Annotated in this window: 16 protein-coding genes and 2 pseudogenes; 12 read left to right on the forward strand and 6 right to left on the reverse strand. The window is 73.7% G+C overall.

The window, feature by feature from the left end:
- Positions 1 to 80 precede the first annotated feature (80 nt).
- Positions 81 to 632 carry a hypothetical protein gene (locus tag Sm713_RS02925; RefSeq protein ID WP_212908128.1) on the reverse strand — a complete coding sequence of 184 codons (552 nt, stop codon included), beginning with the start codon at positions 630 to 632 and terminating at the stop codon, positions 81 to 83.
- Positions 633 to 874: 242 nt separating this feature from the next.
- Between Sm713_RS02925 and tsaB the strand changes: the two genes are divergently transcribed.
- The 7 genes from tsaB (at position 875) to Sm713_RS02960 (ending at position 6487) form a co-directional block, all read left to right on the forward strand.
- Positions 875 to 1621 carry a tRNA (adenosine(37)-N6)-threonylcarbamoyltransferase complex dimerization subunit type 1 TsaB gene (gene tsaB / locus Sm713_RS02930; RefSeq protein ID WP_212908129.1) on the forward strand — a complete coding sequence of 249 codons (747 nt, stop codon included), beginning with the start codon at positions 875 to 877 and terminating at the stop codon, positions 1619 to 1621.
- Between the two features lie 92 nt (positions 1622 to 1713).
- The gene (gene rimI / locus Sm713_RS02935) at positions 1714 to 2256 is read left to right on the forward strand and encodes a ribosomal protein S18-alanine N-acetyltransferase (protein ID WP_212911736.1); all 543 of its coding nucleotides are present in this window, start codon (positions 1714 to 1716) and stop codon (positions 2254 to 2256) included.
- Positions 2249 to 3382: a tRNA (adenosine(37)-N6)-threonylcarbamoyltransferase complex transferase subunit TsaD gene (tsaD, locus tag Sm713_RS02940; RefSeq protein WP_212908130.1), complete on the forward strand. Its 1134-nt coding sequence runs from the start codon at positions 2249 to 2251 to the stop codon at positions 3380 to 3382. The genes rimI and tsaD overlap by 8 nt, the downstream gene beginning before the upstream one ends.
- 40 nt (positions 3383 to 3422) lie before the next feature.
- The gene (locus tag Sm713_RS02945; protein ID WP_212908131.1) at positions 3423 to 3683 is read left to right on the forward strand and encodes a hypothetical protein; all 261 of its coding nucleotides are present in this window, start codon (positions 3423 to 3425) and stop codon (positions 3681 to 3683) included.
- Positions 3684 to 3802: 119 nt separating this feature from the next.
- Complete coding sequence (locus tag Sm713_RS02950) at positions 3803 to 4444, forward strand: Uma2 family endonuclease (protein WP_212908132.1); 642 nt, start codon at positions 3803 to 3805, stop codon at positions 4442 to 4444.
- Between the two features lie 162 nt (positions 4445 to 4606).
- Positions 4607 to 4963, forward strand: coding sequence for a YciI family protein (locus tag Sm713_RS02955; protein WP_212908133.1), 357 nt, complete (start codon positions 4607 to 4609; stop codon positions 4961 to 4963).
- Between the two features lie 129 nt (positions 4964 to 5092).
- On the forward strand, positions 5093 to 6487 hold the full coding sequence (locus Sm713_RS02960; RefSeq protein WP_249416045.1) for an RNA polymerase sigma factor: 1395 nt from the start codon (positions 5093 to 5095) through the stop codon (positions 6485 to 6487).
- A 17-nt stretch (positions 6488 to 6504) separates the two neighbouring features.
- Here the strand turns inward: Sm713_RS02960 and Sm713_RS02965 are convergent, their stop codons facing one another.
- On the reverse strand, positions 6505 to 7443 hold the full coding sequence (locus Sm713_RS02965) for an SDR family oxidoreductase (RefSeq protein ID WP_212908135.1): 939 nt from the start codon (positions 7441 to 7443) through the stop codon (positions 6505 to 6507).
- Between the two features lie 118 nt (positions 7444 to 7561).
- On the opposite strand from Sm713_RS02965, the pseudogene Sm713_RS02970 reads away from it, so the two are divergent.
- Both Sm713_RS02970 and Sm713_RS02975 read left to right on the forward strand, forming a co-directional pair.
- A pseudogene (locus Sm713_RS02970) lies at positions 7562 to 7810 on the forward strand (TetR/AcrR family transcriptional regulator); the annotation flags it as partial.
- A 36-nt stretch (positions 7811 to 7846) separates the two neighbouring features.
- Positions 7847 to 8491, forward strand: coding sequence for a hypothetical protein (locus tag Sm713_RS02975; protein ID WP_374196025.1), 645 nt, complete (start codon positions 7847 to 7849; stop codon positions 8489 to 8491).
- 330 nt (positions 8492 to 8821) lie between these two features.
- On the opposite strand, the gene Sm713_RS02980 is transcribed toward Sm713_RS02975, so the two are convergent.
- A complete protein-coding gene (locus Sm713_RS02980; protein ID WP_212908136.1) occupies positions 8822 to 10114 on the reverse strand; it encodes a methyltransferase domain-containing protein in 1293 nt (430 codons plus the stop codon).
- 91 nt (positions 10115 to 10205) lie between these two features.
- Between Sm713_RS02980 and Sm713_RS40050 the strand changes: the two genes are divergently transcribed.
- The 3 genes from Sm713_RS40050 (at position 10206) to groL (ending at position 14243) form a co-directional block, all read left to right on the forward strand.
- Positions 10206 to 11849: a polysaccharide deacetylase family protein gene (locus Sm713_RS40050; protein ID WP_249416046.1), complete on the forward strand. Its 1644-nt coding sequence runs from the start codon at positions 10206 to 10208 to the stop codon at positions 11847 to 11849.
- 276 nt (positions 11850 to 12125) lie between these two features.
- Positions 12126 to 12434: a co-chaperone GroES gene (gene groES, locus Sm713_RS02990; protein WP_189932005.1), complete on the forward strand. Its 309-nt coding sequence runs from the start codon at positions 12126 to 12128 to the stop codon at positions 12432 to 12434.
- Positions 12435 to 12617: 183 nt separating this feature from the next.
- Positions 12618 to 14243 carry a chaperonin GroEL gene (gene groL / locus Sm713_RS02995; protein WP_212908137.1) on the forward strand — a complete coding sequence of 542 codons (1626 nt, stop codon included), beginning with the start codon at positions 12618 to 12620 and terminating at the stop codon, positions 14241 to 14243.
- 184 nt (positions 14244 to 14427) lie between these two features.
- On the opposite strand, the gene Sm713_RS03000 is transcribed toward groL, so the two are convergent.
- The 3 genes and pseudogenes from Sm713_RS03000 to Sm713_RS03010 form a co-directional block, all read right to left on the reverse strand.
- Positions 14428 to 15201 (reverse strand): SDR family oxidoreductase, encoded by a 774-nt coding sequence (locus tag Sm713_RS03000; RefSeq protein WP_212908138.1) that lies wholly within the window; start codon positions 15199 to 15201, stop codon positions 14428 to 14430.
- A gap of 24 nt (positions 15202 to 15225) precedes the next feature.
- Complete coding sequence (locus Sm713_RS03005; RefSeq protein WP_212908139.1) at positions 15226 to 15996, reverse strand: MOSC domain-containing protein; 771 nt, start codon at positions 15994 to 15996, stop codon at positions 15226 to 15228.
- Between the two features lie 1011 nt (positions 15997 to 17007).
- Positions 17008 to 17328: pseudogene (locus Sm713_RS03010) on the reverse strand (WhiB family transcriptional regulator); the annotation flags it as partial.
- Between the last annotated feature and the right edge of the window lie 310 nt (positions 17329 to 17638).

Genomic DNA, 17638 nt, shown 5'->3' on the forward strand with positions numbered 1-17638 from the left:
CCGAACCGCCGACCGCCGAGGACCGCGACTCGACCAACCGCGAACCACCGAACAGACGCCTGCGCCCGCCGAACCCCCACCTACCGAACGACGACGACCTTCTCGCCGACCCCCGCGAACCCCCACAGCGCCGCCCCGTCCGCCCTGCTCTCCCGGATGCCGCCCGTCTTCTTGCCGGGGTCCGGCTTAGGCGTGGAACCGTCGACCGCCGCGCTGAACCCGATCGTCACGCCGTCAACGCTGGTGAAGCGGACGACGTGCTCGATCGAGACGCCGTCCGAGCCCGCGGTGACCGCGGAGCGCGAGGTGACCGCGAAGGTGCCGGGCGCGGGGTGGACCGTGCTGGGCGTGACGGTGAACGTGCGCTGCACCTGGTTGCCGGCCGTGACCAGCCAGACCCGGTCGGTGCCCAGCGAGTACACCACCCGCTCGCCGCTGCCCGAGCCGGCCGGCAGTGCCGGGGCCTTGTGGGGCGGAGGGGAGGCCGGGGTGCTCGGGGACGCGCTCGCGCCGGGGCCCGGGGCGCCCAGGCTGTCCGGGGCGCTGGCGGACGCCTGGTAGGCCAGGTAGCCGACCATCGCGACGGCCACCGCCGTCAGCCCGGCCACGAAACCCGAGCTGCTCCTAGACACCGCTGCCCACCTCTCGCCCGGGGCCCACCGCCTCGCCCTGTCCAACGGAACGGAGCCTGCCGTGCCGCTGCTCCGGCGGGCCGGGCGCTGACGGTGGTGCCGGGCATCATGTTGTATGCCAGGAATGCCGCTTATGCCCCGTACATACGACCTGTACGTACGCCTAGACGGTGACGGTAGCAGCACGGGTGCACCCGATCGGGGCGGGCGCCTGGCGGGCGCCGGAGCCGTAGGCTGTTGGTGTGTTGTTGCTCGCCCTGGATACCGCCACCCCAGCCGTGACCGTCGCCCTGCACGACGGCGCCGCGGTCGTCGCCGAATCGAGCCAGGTGGACGCCCGCCGGCACGGGGAGCTGCTGCTGCCCGCCGTCGACCGGGTGCTCGCCTCGGCGGGCGTGAAGCTCGCCGAGGTCACGGACATCGCCGTCGGCGTGGGCCCCGGCCCCTACACCGGGCTGCGCGTCGGCCTCACGACCGCGGACACGTTCGGCTTCGCCCTCGGCGTCCCCGTGCACGGCGTCTGCACGCTCGACGCCCTCGCCCACGCCTTCGGCACCTCCTCGGGGGGCCCGGCCGGCCCCTTCGTGGTCGCCACCGACGCCCGGCGCAAGGAGGTCTACTGGGCCAGGTACGAGGACGCGCGCACCCGCGCCTTCGGACCGGCCGTGGACCGCCCCGCCGACATCGCGGAGCGGGTGGCCGGGCTGCCCGCGGCGGGGGAGGGCGCGTTCCTGTACCCGGAGGCGTTCCCGGACGTCGGGGAGCCGCGGCACGTCACGGCCGCGGCGCTCGCGGCGTTCGCGGTGGAACGGCTCGCCGCCGGCGAAGGGCTGCCCGCCGGTGGCGGGCGCGCGGTACCGCGGGCCATGGGGGACGGGTCCGAGGGGGACGGCGAGGTCCCCCAGGGCCTGCTGCCGCCCCGCCCGCTCTACCTGCGCAGGCCGGACGCCCAGGTGCCCAAGAACTACAAGGTGGTCACCCAGCGGTGACCCACTCCGCCCCGCGCACCTCACCCGGAGGGCCGCCCCCCGCCACGACCCCGCGGCAGACCCCGGCCGCGGCCGACGTCCGCCTGCGCGAGATGCGCTGGTGGGACATCGACCCGGTGCTGGAGCTGGAGCGCGCGGTGTTCCCGGACGACGCGTGGTCACGCGGCATGTTCTGGTCGGAGCTGGCGCACGCCCGGGGCCGGGGCGCCACCCGCGGCTACCTGGTCGCCGAGACGGACGGCCGGCTGCTCGGCTACGCGGGCCTCGCGGTCTCCGGCGACCTGGCCGACGTCCAGACCATCGCCGTGGCCCGCGAGCAGTGGGGGACCGGGCTCGGCGCGCGGCTCCTCACCGACCTGCTGCGGCACGCGACGGCCGCGGAGTGCGCGGAGGTGATGCTGGAGGTGCGGGTGGACAACACCCGCGCCCAGCGGCTCTACCTGCGCTTCGGCTTCGAGCCGGTCGGGTTCCGGCGCGGCTACTACCAGCCGGGCAACGTGGACGCCCTGGTCATGCGGCTGCTGCTGCGGGGCGCCCCCGCCCCTGCCCCCGACTCACCCCCCGCCCCCTCTTCCTCCGGCTTCTCACCCGTTTCCGGCCCAACAGGACAACAAGGACCCGACACCCATGCCTGACTCCCGCGACGAGCCGCTAGTCCTCGGCATCGAGACCTCCTGCGACGAGACCGGGGTCGGTGTCGTCCGCGGCACGACGCTGCTCGCGGACGCGATCGCCTCCAGCGTCGACGAGCACGCGCGCTTCGGCGGCGTGGTGCCGGAGGTGGCCTCCCGGGCGCACCTGGAGGCCATGGTCCCCACCATCGAGCGGGCCCTGAAGGAGGCCGGCATCGCCGCCTCCGACCTGGACGGCATCGCGGTCACCGCGGGCCCCGGCCTCGCGGGTGCGCTGCTGGTGGGCGTCTCGGCCGCGAAGGCGTACGCGTACGCGCTCGGCAAGCCGCTGTACGGCGTCAACCACCTGGCCTCGCACATCTGCGTCGACCAGCTCGAACACGGCCCGCTGCCCGAGCCGACGATGGCGCTGCTGGTCTCCGGCGGGCACTCGTCCCTGCTGCTCGCCTCCGACATCACCGCCGACGTACGGCCGCTGGGCTCGACCATCGACGACGCCGCGGGCGAGGCCTTCGACAAGATCGCGCGGGTGCTCGACCTGGGCTTCCCCGGCGGCCCGGTCATCGACCGGTACGCGCGCGAGGGGGACCCCGGGTCCATCGCGTTCCCGCGCGGCCTCACCGGGCCGCGGGACGCGCCGTACGACTTCTCGTTCTCCGGCCTGAAGACGTCCGTGGCCCGCTGGATCGAGGCGAAGCGCGCGGCCGGCGAGGAGGTGCCCGTGCGGGACGTGGCGGCGTCCTTCCAGGAGGCGGTCGCCGACGTGCTGACCCGCAAGGCCGTGCGGGCCTGCCGGGACGAGGGCGTGGACCACCTGATGATCGGCGGCGGCGTCGCCGCCAACTCCCGGCTGCGCGCCCTCGCCCAGGAGCGCTGCGAGGCGGCCGGCATCCGGCTGCGGGTGCCCCGCCCGAAGCTCTGCACGGACAACGGCGCGATGGTCGCCGCCCTCGGCGCCGAGATGGTCGCCCGGGACCGCGCCGCCTCCGACTGGGACCTGCCCGCCGACTCGTCCCTCCCGGTCACCGACCCCCACGTCCCGGGCCGCCAGCCACTCGTCCCCGCCCCGGTCGCGGGCCACTCCCACGACCATGTGCACGAGACCGCGAAGGACAACCTGTACTCGTGACCGCGGTCGCCGCGCTCACAGCGCTCGTTCGGGAGGCACGATGACCGTCGCGCTGATGTGGGAGGCCCGAGCACTGCCCGGCCGCGGCCCCGACCTCCTCGCCTGGGTCCGCGACCAGCCCCTCACCCCCGAGCCGTCGCGCCGCGAGACCCTCAGGGCCGCCGAGGACCGCGTCCTCGTGATCACCTGGTGGCCCGCTGACGGCTCCGGCGCCGACGCCGACTTTCCGGAACTCCCCGAACCGGGACCGGACCTGGTCGGCCGGGCGGTGCACCGGTGGCGGTTCGAGACGGTGGACTGAGGGCGAGCCGGATCACCCGAAGGTGTCTCCTTTTCCATTCTCCGATGCCCGCATGTTCGGCATATGCCAGGTTCATATGCCGAAGGCCCGGACGGGCGGGTAGGGATGGGGGACCACTTATGGCGATTCAGGGGAACGCTGCGTCGCAGGCAAGGGCGCCGTGGAGGGGAAGGGGCGAGGCCAGGCCCCCGAGTGCGGTTGCCCCGCCAAAGGTCACGATCGAGGAGTTCGAGCAGATCGCGCGCACGTCGCCGGAGACGGTGCGGTTGGAGTTCCTGAACGGAAGGATCGAGGTCAAGGCAGTGCCGGACGGCAACCACCGGGAGATCGTGATGTGGCTGCTGGAGCAGTGCATGCGGCACCGCACGGACTTGCGGTTGTACAGCGAGGCAGGTCTCAAGGTCGGGCACCACCCCAGGGGCCGCGCCCGGCCCGACGGCACTCTGGCACCTCGCAGGCACTTCACGGGTACGGGCGAGTGGGTGGAGCCCGGCGGTGTCCTCATGGTCGTCGAGGTGACCTCCCGCGCCCCGGACACCAATCGGCGCGACCGCGTCGAGAAGCCCGCCGGCTACGCGGCCGCGGGGATTCCCGTCTATCTGCTGGTCGATCGGGACACGGCCAGCGTCGTCGTGCATGCCGAGCCCGAGGACGGCCGGTATCGCAGCATCACCTCCAGGGCCTACGGGACCGCCGTCGACCTGCCCCAGCCCGTGGGCTTCACCCTCGACACGAACGAGCTGAAGGAGTTCGCGGACTGAGGCCTCGCCCGGCCCGCGGAGAAAACTTCGGCGGACGTGTCGAACCGGCCGCCCCCTGTTCGACGCACGGGGTGAGAGCGGGGAGAGGCCCCGCCGGGCCGGGTGTCGTCGAGGCGCTGTCGCGCAGGGTGCCGGGCCGTCGTCGGAGGTTGGGAGAGACCGATGCCGCGTTACATGTCGCTGATCCGGGTCGACGAGAGCACCGCACCGTCCGAGGGCCCCAGCAAGGCTCTGATGGAGCGGATGAACGAGCTGCTGGACGAGATGACCAAGGCCGGCGTGATGCTGGACACCGCCGGTCTGGCCCCTGCCGACCAGGGCAGCCGGGTGCACTGGGAGGGCGGGCGGATCTCCGTCACCGACGGGCCGTTCGCCGAGTCCAGGGAGGTGGTCGGCGGCTACGCGATCATCCAGGCCAAGGACAGGGCCGAGGCCGTCGAGTGGACGAAGCGGTTCCTGCGGGTCCACGAGGAGTACTGGACGGTGACCTGCGAGGTCCGGGAGATCGCGGAGGGCTGAGGCGGGGGCGCGCGGTGGGGCGGTCATGGCCGCGCGGGGCGGTCCCGCCCAGCGCGTCGGCGCCGCCCGCCCCACGTGCGTCGCCCCGATGCTTTGAGACCGGCCGGGGTACTGCTGTGATGGGTGGCCGTGACAGCAGACCCCACCGCCGGGGACCCCAGGGCCACCGCGGGCCGCGCCACCGAGGCCGTCTTCCGGATCGAGGCGCCCCGCATCATCGCCGGGGTGGCCCGGATCGTGCGGGACGTCGGGATCGCGGAGGAACTGGCACAGGACGCGCTGGTGGCCGCCCTCGAACAGTGGCCCGAGTCAGGCGTCCCGGACAACCCGGGCGCCTGGCTCATGGCCACCGCCCGGCGCCGCGCGATCGACCTGGTGCGCCGCCGGGAGCGGTACGCGCGCAAGCTGGCCGAGGTCGGTCGTGATCTTCAGAGCGCGCCGCCGCCCGCCGATCTGGCCGACCCCGCCCAGGCGGACCCCGAGGCCATCGACGACGACCTGCTCCGGCTGGTGTTCACGGCCTGCCACCCGGTGCTCCCCGCGCCCTCCCGGATCGCCCTCACGCTCCGGCTGCTCGGCGGGCTCACCACCGCGGAGATCGCCCGCGCCCTGCTCACCGGCGAGAGCGCCGTCGCCCAGAGGATCGTCCGCGCCAAGCGCACCCTCGCCGCCCGGAACATCCCGTTCGAGGTGCCGTACGGGCCCGACCGCGAGGCCCGGCTCGGCTCGGTGCTCGAAGTGATCTACCTGATCTTCAACGAGGGCTACGCGGCGACCGCGGGCGACGACCTGCTGCGGCCCGCGCTCTGCGAGGACGCGCAGCGCCTCGCGCGGGTCCTCGCGGAACTGATGCCGCGGGAGCCCGAGGTGCACGGCCTGGCCGCGCTGCTGGAGCTCCAGGCCTCCCGCACCCCGGCCAGGACCGCCCCGGACGGCACCCCCGTCCTGCTCGCCGACCAGAACCGCGCCCGCTGGGACCGCCTCCTGATCCGCCGCGGCTTCACCGCCCTGGCCCGCGCCGAGGCGGTCGCCAGGGACGCGGGGGAGGCGGGCGGCGCACGGCGCGCGGCCGAAGCGGGCGGGGCGGGGGCGGTGGGCGGCGCGGTGGGCGGGGAGGAGCGGGGCGCACGCGCCGCCGCCCCGGGCCCGTACACCCTTCAGGCCGCCATCGCCGCCTGCCACGCGGCCGCGGCCCGCTACGAGGACACGGACTGGCCGCGCATCGTCGCCCTGTACGGCCTCCTCGCGGCCCGCGCGCCCACCCCGGTCGTCGAGCTGAACCGCGCCGTGGCCGTCTCCATGGCGGAGGGCCCCGAAGCGGGCCTCGCCCTGGTGGACGCCCTCGCCGAGGAGCCGGCGCTGCGCGACTACCACCTGCTGCCCAGCGTCCGCGGCGACCTGCTGGCGCGGCTGGGCCGGGGCGCCGAGGCCCGCGCGGAGTTCCAGCGGGCCGCGGCACTGGCCCGCAACGAGCGCGAGCGCGAACTGCTGCTGAAGCGGGTCGCCGAGCACGGCGGGGTCTGACCGGTCCTGCCACTCCGCTACACGGTCAGGGCCGGCAGCGTCACCCCCGTGAGCGCCTCCGACTCGCTCCACAGCCGGGCGGCCACGGCCTCGTCGCGCGCCCTGCGCACCGCCCTGGCCTCACCGGTGGGGCCGACCAGCTCGAAGCGCCTGCTGGGCCCGTAGTACGCGTCCGCGACGGCGTCGGGGCTGGTCGCTGCGTACAGCAGCGGCTCCGCGCCCTGCTCGGCCTGCTGGGTCGGCAGGAGGTTCGCGCCCACCGGAGTCATCAACCGGTACAGCAGCGGCGGCCTGTCACCGCCCAGACTGGGGCCCGCCGTCTGGAGGTTCGTCCTGGTGAACCCGGGATGGGCGGCGTTGCTCATCAGCTTCCAGCCGCGCTCGGCGGCGGTCCGGGCGAGCTGCCGGCTCATCAGGAGGTCGGCGAGCTTGGACTGCGCGTACGACCCGCTGGGGCTGTAGCGGCGCCGCTCCCACTGGAGGTCGTCGAAGTCGATCCGGCCCCGGTGGGCCATGCCGCTGCTCATCGTGGCCACCCGGGGCTCCCGTGCCGCGAGCAGCAGGGGCAGCAGGCGGACGGTGAGGGCGAAGGGGCCGAGGTAGTTGGTGCCCATCTGGAGCTCGAAGCCGTCCACCGTGGCGAACCGGCGCGGCGGTGTCATCACCCCGGCGTTGTTGAGCAGCAGGTCGAGCGGGGTGCCCTCGGCGAGCAGGGCCTCGGCGAACTCCCGTACCGACGCCTGATCGGCCAGGTCCAGCCTCCGTACCTCCAGGGCGGCGCCAGGGTGCGCGGCCAGGATCTCCTCGCGCGCCTGCTCGCCCTTGGCGGGCGTGCGCACCGCGAGCACGACCCGGGCGCCGGCGCCCGCCAGGCGCTTGGCGGCCTCCTTGCCCGTGCCGCTGTTGGCGCCCGTGACGACGGCGAACTTTCCGGTCTGATCAGGGACTCGGTACATCGTGGCTCCTTCCGGGGAAATAGCAGACCGGTGGTCTGTTGTGTCTGGCGCCAAGCTAGCAGACCGGTGGTCTGATAACAACAGACCGCCGGTCTGTAGGGTCTGTAGAATCGGTCATATGCCCGCACCGTTCCAGCGCGCCCGCAGTGACGAGCAGCGCGCCGCGCGCCGCCAGGCGATCCTCGACACCGCGGCCCAGATGCTCGCGGACATGCCCGTGGCGGAGGTCAGCCTCAACGCCCTGAGCAGGCGGGTCTGCCTGGCGAAGTCGAACGTGCTGCGCTACTTCGAGTCGCGCGAGGAGATCCTTCTGGAGCTGCTGGACGCGGAGTCCCGGGCATGGCTGGACCGGCTGGCCGAGACGCTGCCCACGGCGGTCCTCGCGGGGGGCTCCGAGGGGCGCCTGGGGCCCTCCACGGGCCGTGCGGGGGACTCCGCGGCCGGTGAGGGGGACTTCCCGGGTGCGCGCGCCTCGGCGGGCGCCAGTGGGTCCGCGGGGGCGGACGGCTCGGGCGACCCGGGCGACCCGCTCGGAACCGGGGACAAGGGCACCTCGACGGCCCCGGACGACGCCCCGGACGGCGACTCACCCATGGCCCGCGGCGACCGCCTGTCCGCGGTCCTGGCGACCTCCCTGGCCGCCCGCCCGGTCCTCTGCGACCTGACCAGCGCCCAGGCGGGCGTCCTGGAGCGCAACGTCTCCCCGCAGGTGGCCCTCGCGTACAAGCGGGCCACCGTCGAGAACGCCCACGTGCTCGCCGGGCTCGTGCGCCAGTGCGTCCCGGAACTCGACGAGTACGACGCGCTGCGGTTCGCCGGGGTCGTCATGCTGACCGCCGGCTCCGTGTGGACCCACGCCCATCCGTCCGAGGCCATGCTGTCCGCCTACGAGGCCGACCCCGCCCTGGCCGCCCTGCGCCTGGACTTCACCGACACCCTCCGGCAGGCCCTGGAGGTCTTCATGGCGGGCCTGCTGGCCCGCAGGGGGACCAGGGGCGAGACGCTCGCCCCTGGAGCCGCGGGAGCCGCGGGCGGCGTGCTCGCGTAGGCCGCCGGGCGAACGCCTGGCAGGGCGCCGTCGGATGGTCGCCGGGCCAAGCCGAAGCGCCCTGATAGGGGGCGCGGGGAACTGCGCGGATCAGGGGCGCGGGGAACTGCGCGAAAACCACGACGAAACCGTCGGATGCTCGCCGGGCCAAGCCGAAGCGCCCTGATAGGGGGCGCGGGGAACTGCGCGGACAAGGGGCGCGGGGAACTGCGCAAGAAACCACGGCGACACTGGCAGACGCCCACCGCCCGTAAGCCCCACCCGGCGGCGCCGGGGCTGAACCCCACGTTCCGGTACCCCGGCCCGGCGTGCCCACGGCACCCCAACCGCTCAGGCCGGACCCCCGATGAGCATCGCCGGCGCGCCCGCGAGCCGGGTCAGGAAGACCGTCGCGGAGTTCGGGCCCTGCGGCCTGACCTTGCGGCGCAGTTCCTCCGGCTCGATCGCCGAGCCGCGCTTCTTCACGGTGAGGGTGCCGACGCCCCGTTCGCGCAGCAGCGCCCGAAGCCGTTTCAGGTTGAACGGCAGCGCGTCGGTGATCTCGTAGGCGGTGGCGAACGGCGTGGACCGCAGCCCGTCGGCCGTGACGTACGCGATGGTCGCGTCCAGCAGCCCGCCGTCCACCTCCCGCGCCACCTCGGCGACCAGGTGGGCCCGGATGACGGCCCCGTCGGGCTCGTAGAGATAGCGCCCCGGAGCGCGGACGTCCGGATCCGGCGGCAGGGCCGACAGCGGGGCGCTCAGCGACGGGGGCCCCTCCGGGGCCGTCCGGGCACCGGGGGACTGCGGGCCGTCCGGGGAAGCGGGCAGGAGGGTGGCGCGGCGGCCGGGCGGTGCGCCCGTGCCGAACCACAGCACCGCCTCCTTCACCTCCCCGCCGTCCGAGATCCACTCCGTCTCGACGTCCTCGGGGATCGCCTCGTACGGGATGCCAGGCGCCGTCTTCAGCGCCGCGCACGGCGCACGTCGCGCCGTCTCCACGGCCCAGGAGAGCGGCGGCGAGTAGTCCTCGGGACGGAAGATCCGGCCCCGGCCTCCCCGCCTCCCGCCGCCCTCGGACGAGGCGCCCCGGTCCGCCCCGGGGACCCGGCGCGCCGGGTCGGCGAAGACCGCGTCGTACGGCGCCGTGTCGACCTCGGTGACGTCCGCCTCGACGACCTCGATGCGGTCGGCGAGGCCCAGTACCTCCGCATTGGCCCGGGCCACGGCGCAGACCAGCGGCGAGCGGTCCACGGCGCGCACGGTGATCCCGGCGCGGGCCAGGGCGATGGCGTCGCCGCCGATCCCGCAGCACAGGTCGGCCAGGGACCGCACTCCCAACGCGCGCATCCGCTGCGCCCGGTGCGCCGCGACACTGGCGCGCGTCGCCTGCTCCACGCCGTCCGCGGTGAAGAACATCCGGCGGGCGTCCGCCGCCCCGAACTTCGCCTCGGCACGGCGCCGCAGCCGCGCCTGCGTGAGGGCCGCGGAGACCAGGTCCGGAGGGTGCGCCCGGCGCAGCCGGGTGGCGGCGGCCAACTCCTCGCCGGGGCCGACGTCCCGCACCTCCTCCAGCAGGGCGCGGCCCTCGTCGGTCCGCAGTGCGGCGAGCCGGTCCGCCGCGTCGTTCACCTCGTCGTTCATCGGGTCTATTGTGGGCCAGCCGGGCGAGCGGGTACGCCGGGTGGCCCGGCCGGCGGGTGCGGTGCGGGCACCGCTGGCACGATCAGAAGTCATGCGCCTCATACGACGGAACGGCCTCGGGCCGAGAGCGCGGTCGTGGCAGGCGGGCGGCACCGTGGCGGTCCTCGCCCTGGCCGCCCTGGCGACCGGCTGGGTGGGCCCGGCGGGACAGTGCGGCAGCACCGGCGCCGGTGACCTCACCGGCACGACGGCGGCGTCCCGACCAGGGCCCCGGCCCGGGGAGGGCCGCCCGATGCGCTCGTCGGAGCGTGCACCGGACCGTGGACCGGCGAGTGCCGTGGACGAGCCCGGCGTGGAGCACGCGGCGGACGAGTCCGGTACGGAGCACGCGGCCGGCGGACTCGGCACGGGGCGCGCCCCGTCGCCGTCCCCCGCGGCACGACGGGAAGCCGCGCCGGGCCGGCCCGAGCAGCGCCCCTCATCGACGGAGCCTCCCGCGGCTGCGGAGCAGCGCCCCGTCCCCGGGGCCGGTCGTTCCGCGCCGGGCGAGGAGGCCGCAGGGCCGCACGCCGCGGGTGCCGGGGCCGGTGCCGGGCTGCCCATGGACCCCACGGAGCCCATGGACCCCACGGAGCCCATGGGCGCCTGGGCGGCCATGAAAGTACAGCGCGCCACCGGTACGGGGCGCGAACCCGGAACACCACACGCCACCGACAGGCGCCACGCCACCGAGGGGCGCCACACTGCCGGCAAGCGACCGTCCACCGACACGCGCCACGCCACCGACGAGCAGGACCCCACAAGGCGCCACGCCGCCGGACGCCACGCCACCGGCATGCACACCCACCCGTCACCCGAAGCAACGCGACCCCGATCCCGACCCCGCCCCAGCCCCCGAGCCCGTGCACGAGCCGGAGCCGCCCCCGCCGCGCCGCGCGCCAAACGCGCGAAACGCGCCGAGCGCCCTCGACGCGCGGGACACCCGCTCCGTGCGCGCCGTGCGCCCCGCGAGGCCCGAGCGCTGCGCGCCGCCATGGCCCGCCGCTGGCGCCTGGCCTCCGTCCCCGTCCTCGCCCCGCCCCCGCCGGCCGCCAAGCCGCGCCTGAGCACCCCGCGGGACCTGCGCGTCCGAGGACCGCAGAAGGGCCTGCCGCCGGTCGTCACCCGCATCCCCACCAGGGACAAGGTCGTCTTCCTGACCATCGACGACGGCCAGGACAAGGACCCGGCCCTCATCCGGATGATGGAGGATCTGGGGATCCCCTACACCGCGTTCCTCACCGGCGACCTCATCGCGAACGACTTCCGCTACTTCGCGGGCATGCGGGAGCACGGCGTCGCGCTCCACAACCACACGCTCCACCACGGCGACCTGCGCGGCATGAGCCGGGCGCGGCAGCAGCGCGAGATCTGCGGCATGCAGGAGGTCCTGGCACACCACTACGGCCGCCGGGCCGAACTCTTCCGCCCGCCCTACGGCAGGTACGACCGCGCCACCCTGCGGACGGCCGCGGGCTGCGGGATCAAGGCGGTGCTGCTCTGGAACGAGGAGGCGCTCGTGAACCGCGTGGAGTACCGGCGGGCCCCGCACGTCCTGCATCCGGGGGACATCATCCTCACCCACTTCAGGGGCCGCCACCAGTGGGGCGCCACCATGCCCGAGGTGCTGCGCAACCTGCTGAGGACGGTGGCCGCCCAGGGGTACGCGGTGGCCAGGCTGGAGGACTACGTCTGACCGGGGTGCCGCAGGGGAGCCCCCGGACCGTCCCCGGACCGTCGCCGGACGGGCGCCGAGAGGCCCGCCGCACCCGCGCCGGAGGGGCGCGCTCCGCGTGGCGTTGGCACTCCGCTTGACCGAGTGCTAATCGCAGTCATAGTCTCGGCTCTGGCACTCCTCAATGGAGAGTGCCAATGAAGCGACGGGCAGGTCCGGCACCCGCGACGACGGATCGACCTGGTCGCCACCTCAGACAGTCAACCCCGTGAGATCTCCGAAGGGGGAGGTCGGATCGTGACGACCGCCAGCACCAAGGTTGCCATCAAGCCGCTCGAGGACCGCATCGTGGTCCAGCCGCTGGACGCCGAGCAGACCACGGCCTCGGGCCTGGTCATTCCGGACACCGCGAAGGAGAAGCCCCAGGAGGGCGTCGTCCTGGCCGTCGGCCCGGGCCGTTTCGAGAACGGCGAGCGCCTGCCGCTCGACGTCAAGGACGGCGACGTCGTGCTTTACAGCAAGTACGGCGGTACCGAGGTCAAGTACAACGGCGAGGACTACCTCGTCCTCTCGGCGCGCGACGTCCTCGCGATCGTCGAGAAGTAAGACGACGCAGAGCGTCGACGTGCGGTGCAACGGGACCGTGTGCGGTCCGGACGGACCGGGGCCCGAGCCCGTTGCCCGCGAATACCGCTTGTGAGCTGCGCCCCTGGCCCCCGTCACCATGAGAACCGGGCGCCCGGGGCGCAGTTCGTACCACCCGCATTCCGAGAGGGCTGAAACGCTCCCATGGCGAAGATTCTTAAGTTCGACGAGGACGCCCGTCGCGCCCTTGAACGCGGCGTCAACAAGCTGGCGGACACCGTCAAGGTGACCATCGGCCCCAAGGGCCGCAATGTTGTGATCGACAAGAAGTTCGGCGCGCCCACCATCACCAACGACGGCGTGACCATCGCCCGCGAGGTGGAGGTCGACGACCCGTACGAGAACCTGGGCGCCCAGCTGGTGAAGGAGGTGGCGACCAAGACCAACGACATCGCGGGTGACGGCACCACCACCGCCACCGTGCTCGCCCAGGCCCTGGTCAAGGAGGGTCTGCGCAACGTCGCCGCGGGTGCCTCCCCGGCCGCCCTGAAGAAGGGCATCGACGCCGCCGTCAAGGCGGTCTCCGACGACCTGCTCGCCTCGGCACGCCCGATCGACGAGAAGTCCGACATCGCCGCCGTCGCCGCGCTCTCCGCGCAGGACCAGCAGGTCGGCGAGCTGATCGCCGAGGCGATGGACAAGGTCGGCAAGGACGGCGTCATCACCGTCGAGGAGTCCAACACCTTCGGTCTCGAACTGGACTTCACCGAGGGCATGGCCTTCGACAAGGGCTACCTGTCGCCGTACTTCGTCACGGACCAGGAGCGCATGGAGGCCGTCCTCGACGACCCGTACATCCTGATCCACCAGGGCAAGATCTCCGCCATCCAGGATCTGCTGCCGCTGCTGGAGAAGGTCATCCAGTCCAACTCCTCCAAGCCGCTGCTGATCATCGCGGAGGACGTCGACGGCGAGGCCCTGTCGACCCTGGTCGTCAACAAGATCCGCGGCACCTTCAACGCCGTCTCGGTGAAGGCCCCCGGCTTCGGCGACCGCCGCAAGGCGATGCTCGGCGACATGGCCACCCTCACCGGTGCCACCGTCATCGCCGAGGAGGTCGGCCTCAAGCTCGACCAGGTCGGCCTCGACGTGCTCGGCACCGCCCGCCGCGTCACCGTCACCAAGGACGACACCACCATCGTCGACGGCGGTGGCAAGTCCGAGGACGTCCAGGCCCGGATCGCCCAGATCAAGGCCGAGATCGAGACGACCGACTCCGACTGGGACCGCGAGAAGCTCCAGGAGCGCCTCGCGAAGCTGGCCGGCGGCGTGTGCGTGATCAAGGTCGGCGCCGCCACCGAGGTGGAGCTCAAGGAGAAGAAGCACCGTCTGGAGGACGCCATCTCCGCGACCCGCGCCGCGGTCGAGGAGGGCATCGTCTCCGGTGGTGGCTCCGCGCTCGTGCACGCGGCCAAGGTGCTCGAAGGCAGCCTCGGCAAGGAGGGCGACGAGGCCACCGGTGTCGCCGTCGTCCGCCGCGCCGCGGTCGAGCCGCTGCGCTGGATCGCCGAGAACGCCGGCCTTGAGGGCTACGTCATCGCCTCCAAGGTCGCCGAGCTCGACAAGGGCGAGGGCTACAACGCCGCGACCGGCGAGTACGGCGACCTGATCAAGCAGGGCGTCATCGACCCGGTCAAGGTCACCCGCTCCGCGCTGGAGAACGCCGCGTCCATCGCCTCCCTGCTGCTCACGACCGAGACCCTGGTCGTCGAGAAGCCGGCGGAGGAGGAGCCCGAGGCCGCCGGCCACGGGCACAGCCACGCGCACTGAGGCTCCGGTTCCCACCGAGCCCGGCCAGGGCCCGGCCCCCGTTCGCGGGGCGCCGGGCCCTCGGCGTCTCCGGGCGGGGCCGGCCCGGGCGCCCCGGGCCTCGTAGCCCCTTGGGTTCTTCCGGCGCGCTTGTCGCGGCCGGTGCAAGCGGCCTTCGTGCTCACCGCGGCCCGTGCGAGCGGCCTTACCGCGGTCCGTACGAGCGGCCCGCCTTGGACGAGATGCCGCCCAGCATCCTGCGGGGCGTCAGCCTCGCGAGGCCCATCAGCGCCTTGTAGCGGGGGTCCGGGATCGACACGGTCCTGCCGCGGACGAGGTCGGCGAGGCCGGCTTCGACCACCTTGTCGGCGTCGAGCCACATCCAGTTGGGGATGTTCTCGGTGCCCATGCCGGCCCGTTCGTGGAACTCCGTGCGGACGAACCCGGGGCACAGCGCCATCAGCCGCACGCCGGAGCTGGCCAGGTCCCGCGCCACGCCCTCGGTGAACTGCACCACCCACGCCTTGGACGCGCCGTAGGTCCCGCGGGGCACGAAGGCGGCGGTCGAGGCGACGTTGACGATGGCCCCGCGGCGCCGCTCGCGCATGGGCTCGGCCGCGGCCGACGTCAGCCGCAGCACGGCCTCGCAGTGCACCTTGAGCATGGTCAGCTCGTCCGTGACCGGGACGTCGAGATAGCGGCCCTTGTTGCCGAACCCGGCGTTGTTCACGAGCAGGTCGACCGGGTTGGCAAGGTCGGACAGCCGGCCCACCACCGCCTCGATGCCCCGCTCCGTGGCCAGGTCCGCGGACAGCACCTGCGCCTCGATGCCGTGTCTGTCATGCAGTTCGGTGGCCTGTTCCTGGAGTCGCTCCGTGGTGCGCGCCACCAGGACCAGACTGTGCCCGTCCGCCGCGAGGCGCCGCGCGAAGGCGGCGCCGAGGCCCGACGTGGATCCCGTGATCAGAGCCGTGGTCATGGAGCAAGGTTAGTGACCCCGGTGTCACACCGCCTCCGGCGCCCCGTCCCGCTCATCCGGCCCGGCCTGCCCCTGCCCCTCTGCCTGTCCCTGTCCCTGCTGTCGCCCGGCCTGCTGCCGGGCCAGGTACGCCCGCGCCCGCTCGATCGTCTCGGGGTGCAGCGCCTCGCCGGCCGCGAGCACCTCCGGCAGCAGCCGGTTCTCGCCGGCGATGGCGCGGAACTGGAGGGCGACCGTGACCCCGTGGCCCGGCCGGTGCACGATCTCGATGGGGTCGCCGGCGCGGATCTCACCCGGCTCCAGCACGCGCAGGTACGCGCCCGGCGCCCCGCGCTCCGTGAAGCGCTTCATCCAGTGGTCGGTCCGGCCCTCGGGCACCCGGGCCTTCAGCTCCCCGGCGAACGTCCGGCAGGGGATGCGGCCGCTGGTCACCTCCAGGACCACCTCGCGCCCGATCCGCCACCGCTCGCCGATCAACGCGCCGGACACGTCCACGCCCTCGGTCGTGAGGTTCTCCCCGAAGATGCCGTCGGGCAGCGCCGCGCCCAGGGTCTCCTGCCACTCGTCCAGGTCCTCGCGGGCGAACGCGTACACCGCCTGGTCGTTCCCGCCGTGGTGCCGCCTGTCGCAGATGGCGTCACCGGCCACCCCGCTGCCCGCCTTGCCCTTGGGTCCGGGCGCCGCCACCCGTACGGGCCCGGCCGCCGGCGACTTCTCGATGCCGGTCAGGCCCTCTGGCTGCGCCGTGTACGGAACGGACTTGGGGCGGCCCACGTTCAGGGACAGAACTCTCATGACGGCACGTTAAGACGTTCGCGCCCGCACCGCACACTCATTTCGGGTCACTCCTGACTCGGCCACCTGGGCGTCCGATTGTGCAGAAACGTTACGTCAAGAAGAAGCGGCGGGCGGGTCCGACGTACGGGACGACGGTGAGGGAGTGGGGTCCGGGGCGTACGGCGCTGAGGGGCCGGGGCCGAGGGAGGGGCCGTATCCGTAGGGGAGCGAGGGGGAGGCGCCGGGCACGCGGACGGGCGACGGTGAGAAGTCCGACGTGTGGGGGAGCGGTGGGAAGGGGCGGGAGGAGTCCTCCGGCTGGTGAGGGCCGTCCGGCCGCCGAGAGTCCGCCGGCTGGTGGACGGCCTCCTGTTGGCAGGAGGTCTCCTGCTGGCAGGAGGCGTCCCCCTGGTAGGGGCTCTCCGGTCGGTAGGAGGTCTCCACGCGGTAGGAGGTCTCCGCGCGGTAGTCGTCGGCGTCCTCCGGGTGCTGCGCTGCCTCGCCGTAGGGCGCGTCCTCGGCGCGGGCGTGATGGACGTCTTCGAGGTGGGGGAAGTCCTCGGGGCGGCCGAAGTCTTCGAGGTGGGCGGGGGCCCCGGGGCGGTAGGCGTCTTCGGAGAGGTAGGAGTCCTCGCCGTAAGAGAAGTCCTCAGGAGGCTGGAAGTCCTCAGGAGGCTGGAAGTCCCCGGGGCGCTGGAAGCCCTCCGGGTCGTGGAAGTCCTCTGGATCGTGGAAGTCCCCGGGACGGTGGGAATCCTCGGGATGCCGGGGCTGCTCGGGGTGGTGGAGGTCCCGGGGATGGTGAGGCTCTTCCAGGTGCTGGGGCCCGTCCAGGCGGTAGAAGTCGTCGTCCAGGTCATCGTCGGGATCCGCCGGGTCGTGGGCGTCCGCCGGGTCCAGCGGCCCCCCGCCCCCGGAGGACCCCGGCCGGCCGCCCGCCGGAGGGGTGCGCGGCGCCGAGCCCGGGGAGCCGCCGTTCACGCCAGGGCCCTTCGCCGCGTCGGCGCCGCCGTCCGCCGCGCCCGTGCCGTTCGCCGCTCCCGCGCCGCCCGCCGGGGTGGAGACCAGACGGTTCCTGGCCCGCCCCATCAGCTCCTCACGCTCGTCCTCGGTCAGCCCGCCCCACACCCCGTACGGCTCGCGTACCGCGAGGGCGTGTGCGGCGCACTCCGCGCGGACCGGGCACCGCATGCAGACTTCCTTGGCCGAGTTCTCCCGCGCGCTGCGCGCCGCGCCGCGCTCGCCCTCCGGGTGGAAGAAGAGCGAGCTGTCGACGCCGCGGCAGGCGGCGAGCAGCTGCCAGTCCCACAGGTCCGCGTTGGGTCCCGGAAGGCGGGAGAAGTCTGCCATGAGCTGTCCCCTTGTAGCCGTTTTGCGGCCGCTGTTGTGCGGGTTGGTGGGCGCACGCCGTCTCTACTGTCTAAGGAGATGAAAATATGACTCTTTATGAATCTAGCCGCAGACACTAGAAACAGTGGAGAAAACCAGCTAAATGGGTCATGACTCTTCGTGAAGGAATTGCCAGGGAAGGGGTGGGGTCCGTGAAGACCGTGGTGCCGGAGCAGTCGCGGAGCAGGGCGGATGCGCGCCGCTGTACCGTGTCGGCCCCCTCACGTAGAGTGCCGGACGTGGCTGCCCTACCCGTAACTCTTTCGAGTGA

The sequence above is a fragment of the Streptomyces sp. TS71-3 genome, from assembly GCF_018327685.1.
Lineage (GTDB): Bacteria > Actinomycetota > Actinomycetes > Streptomycetales > Streptomycetaceae > Streptomyces.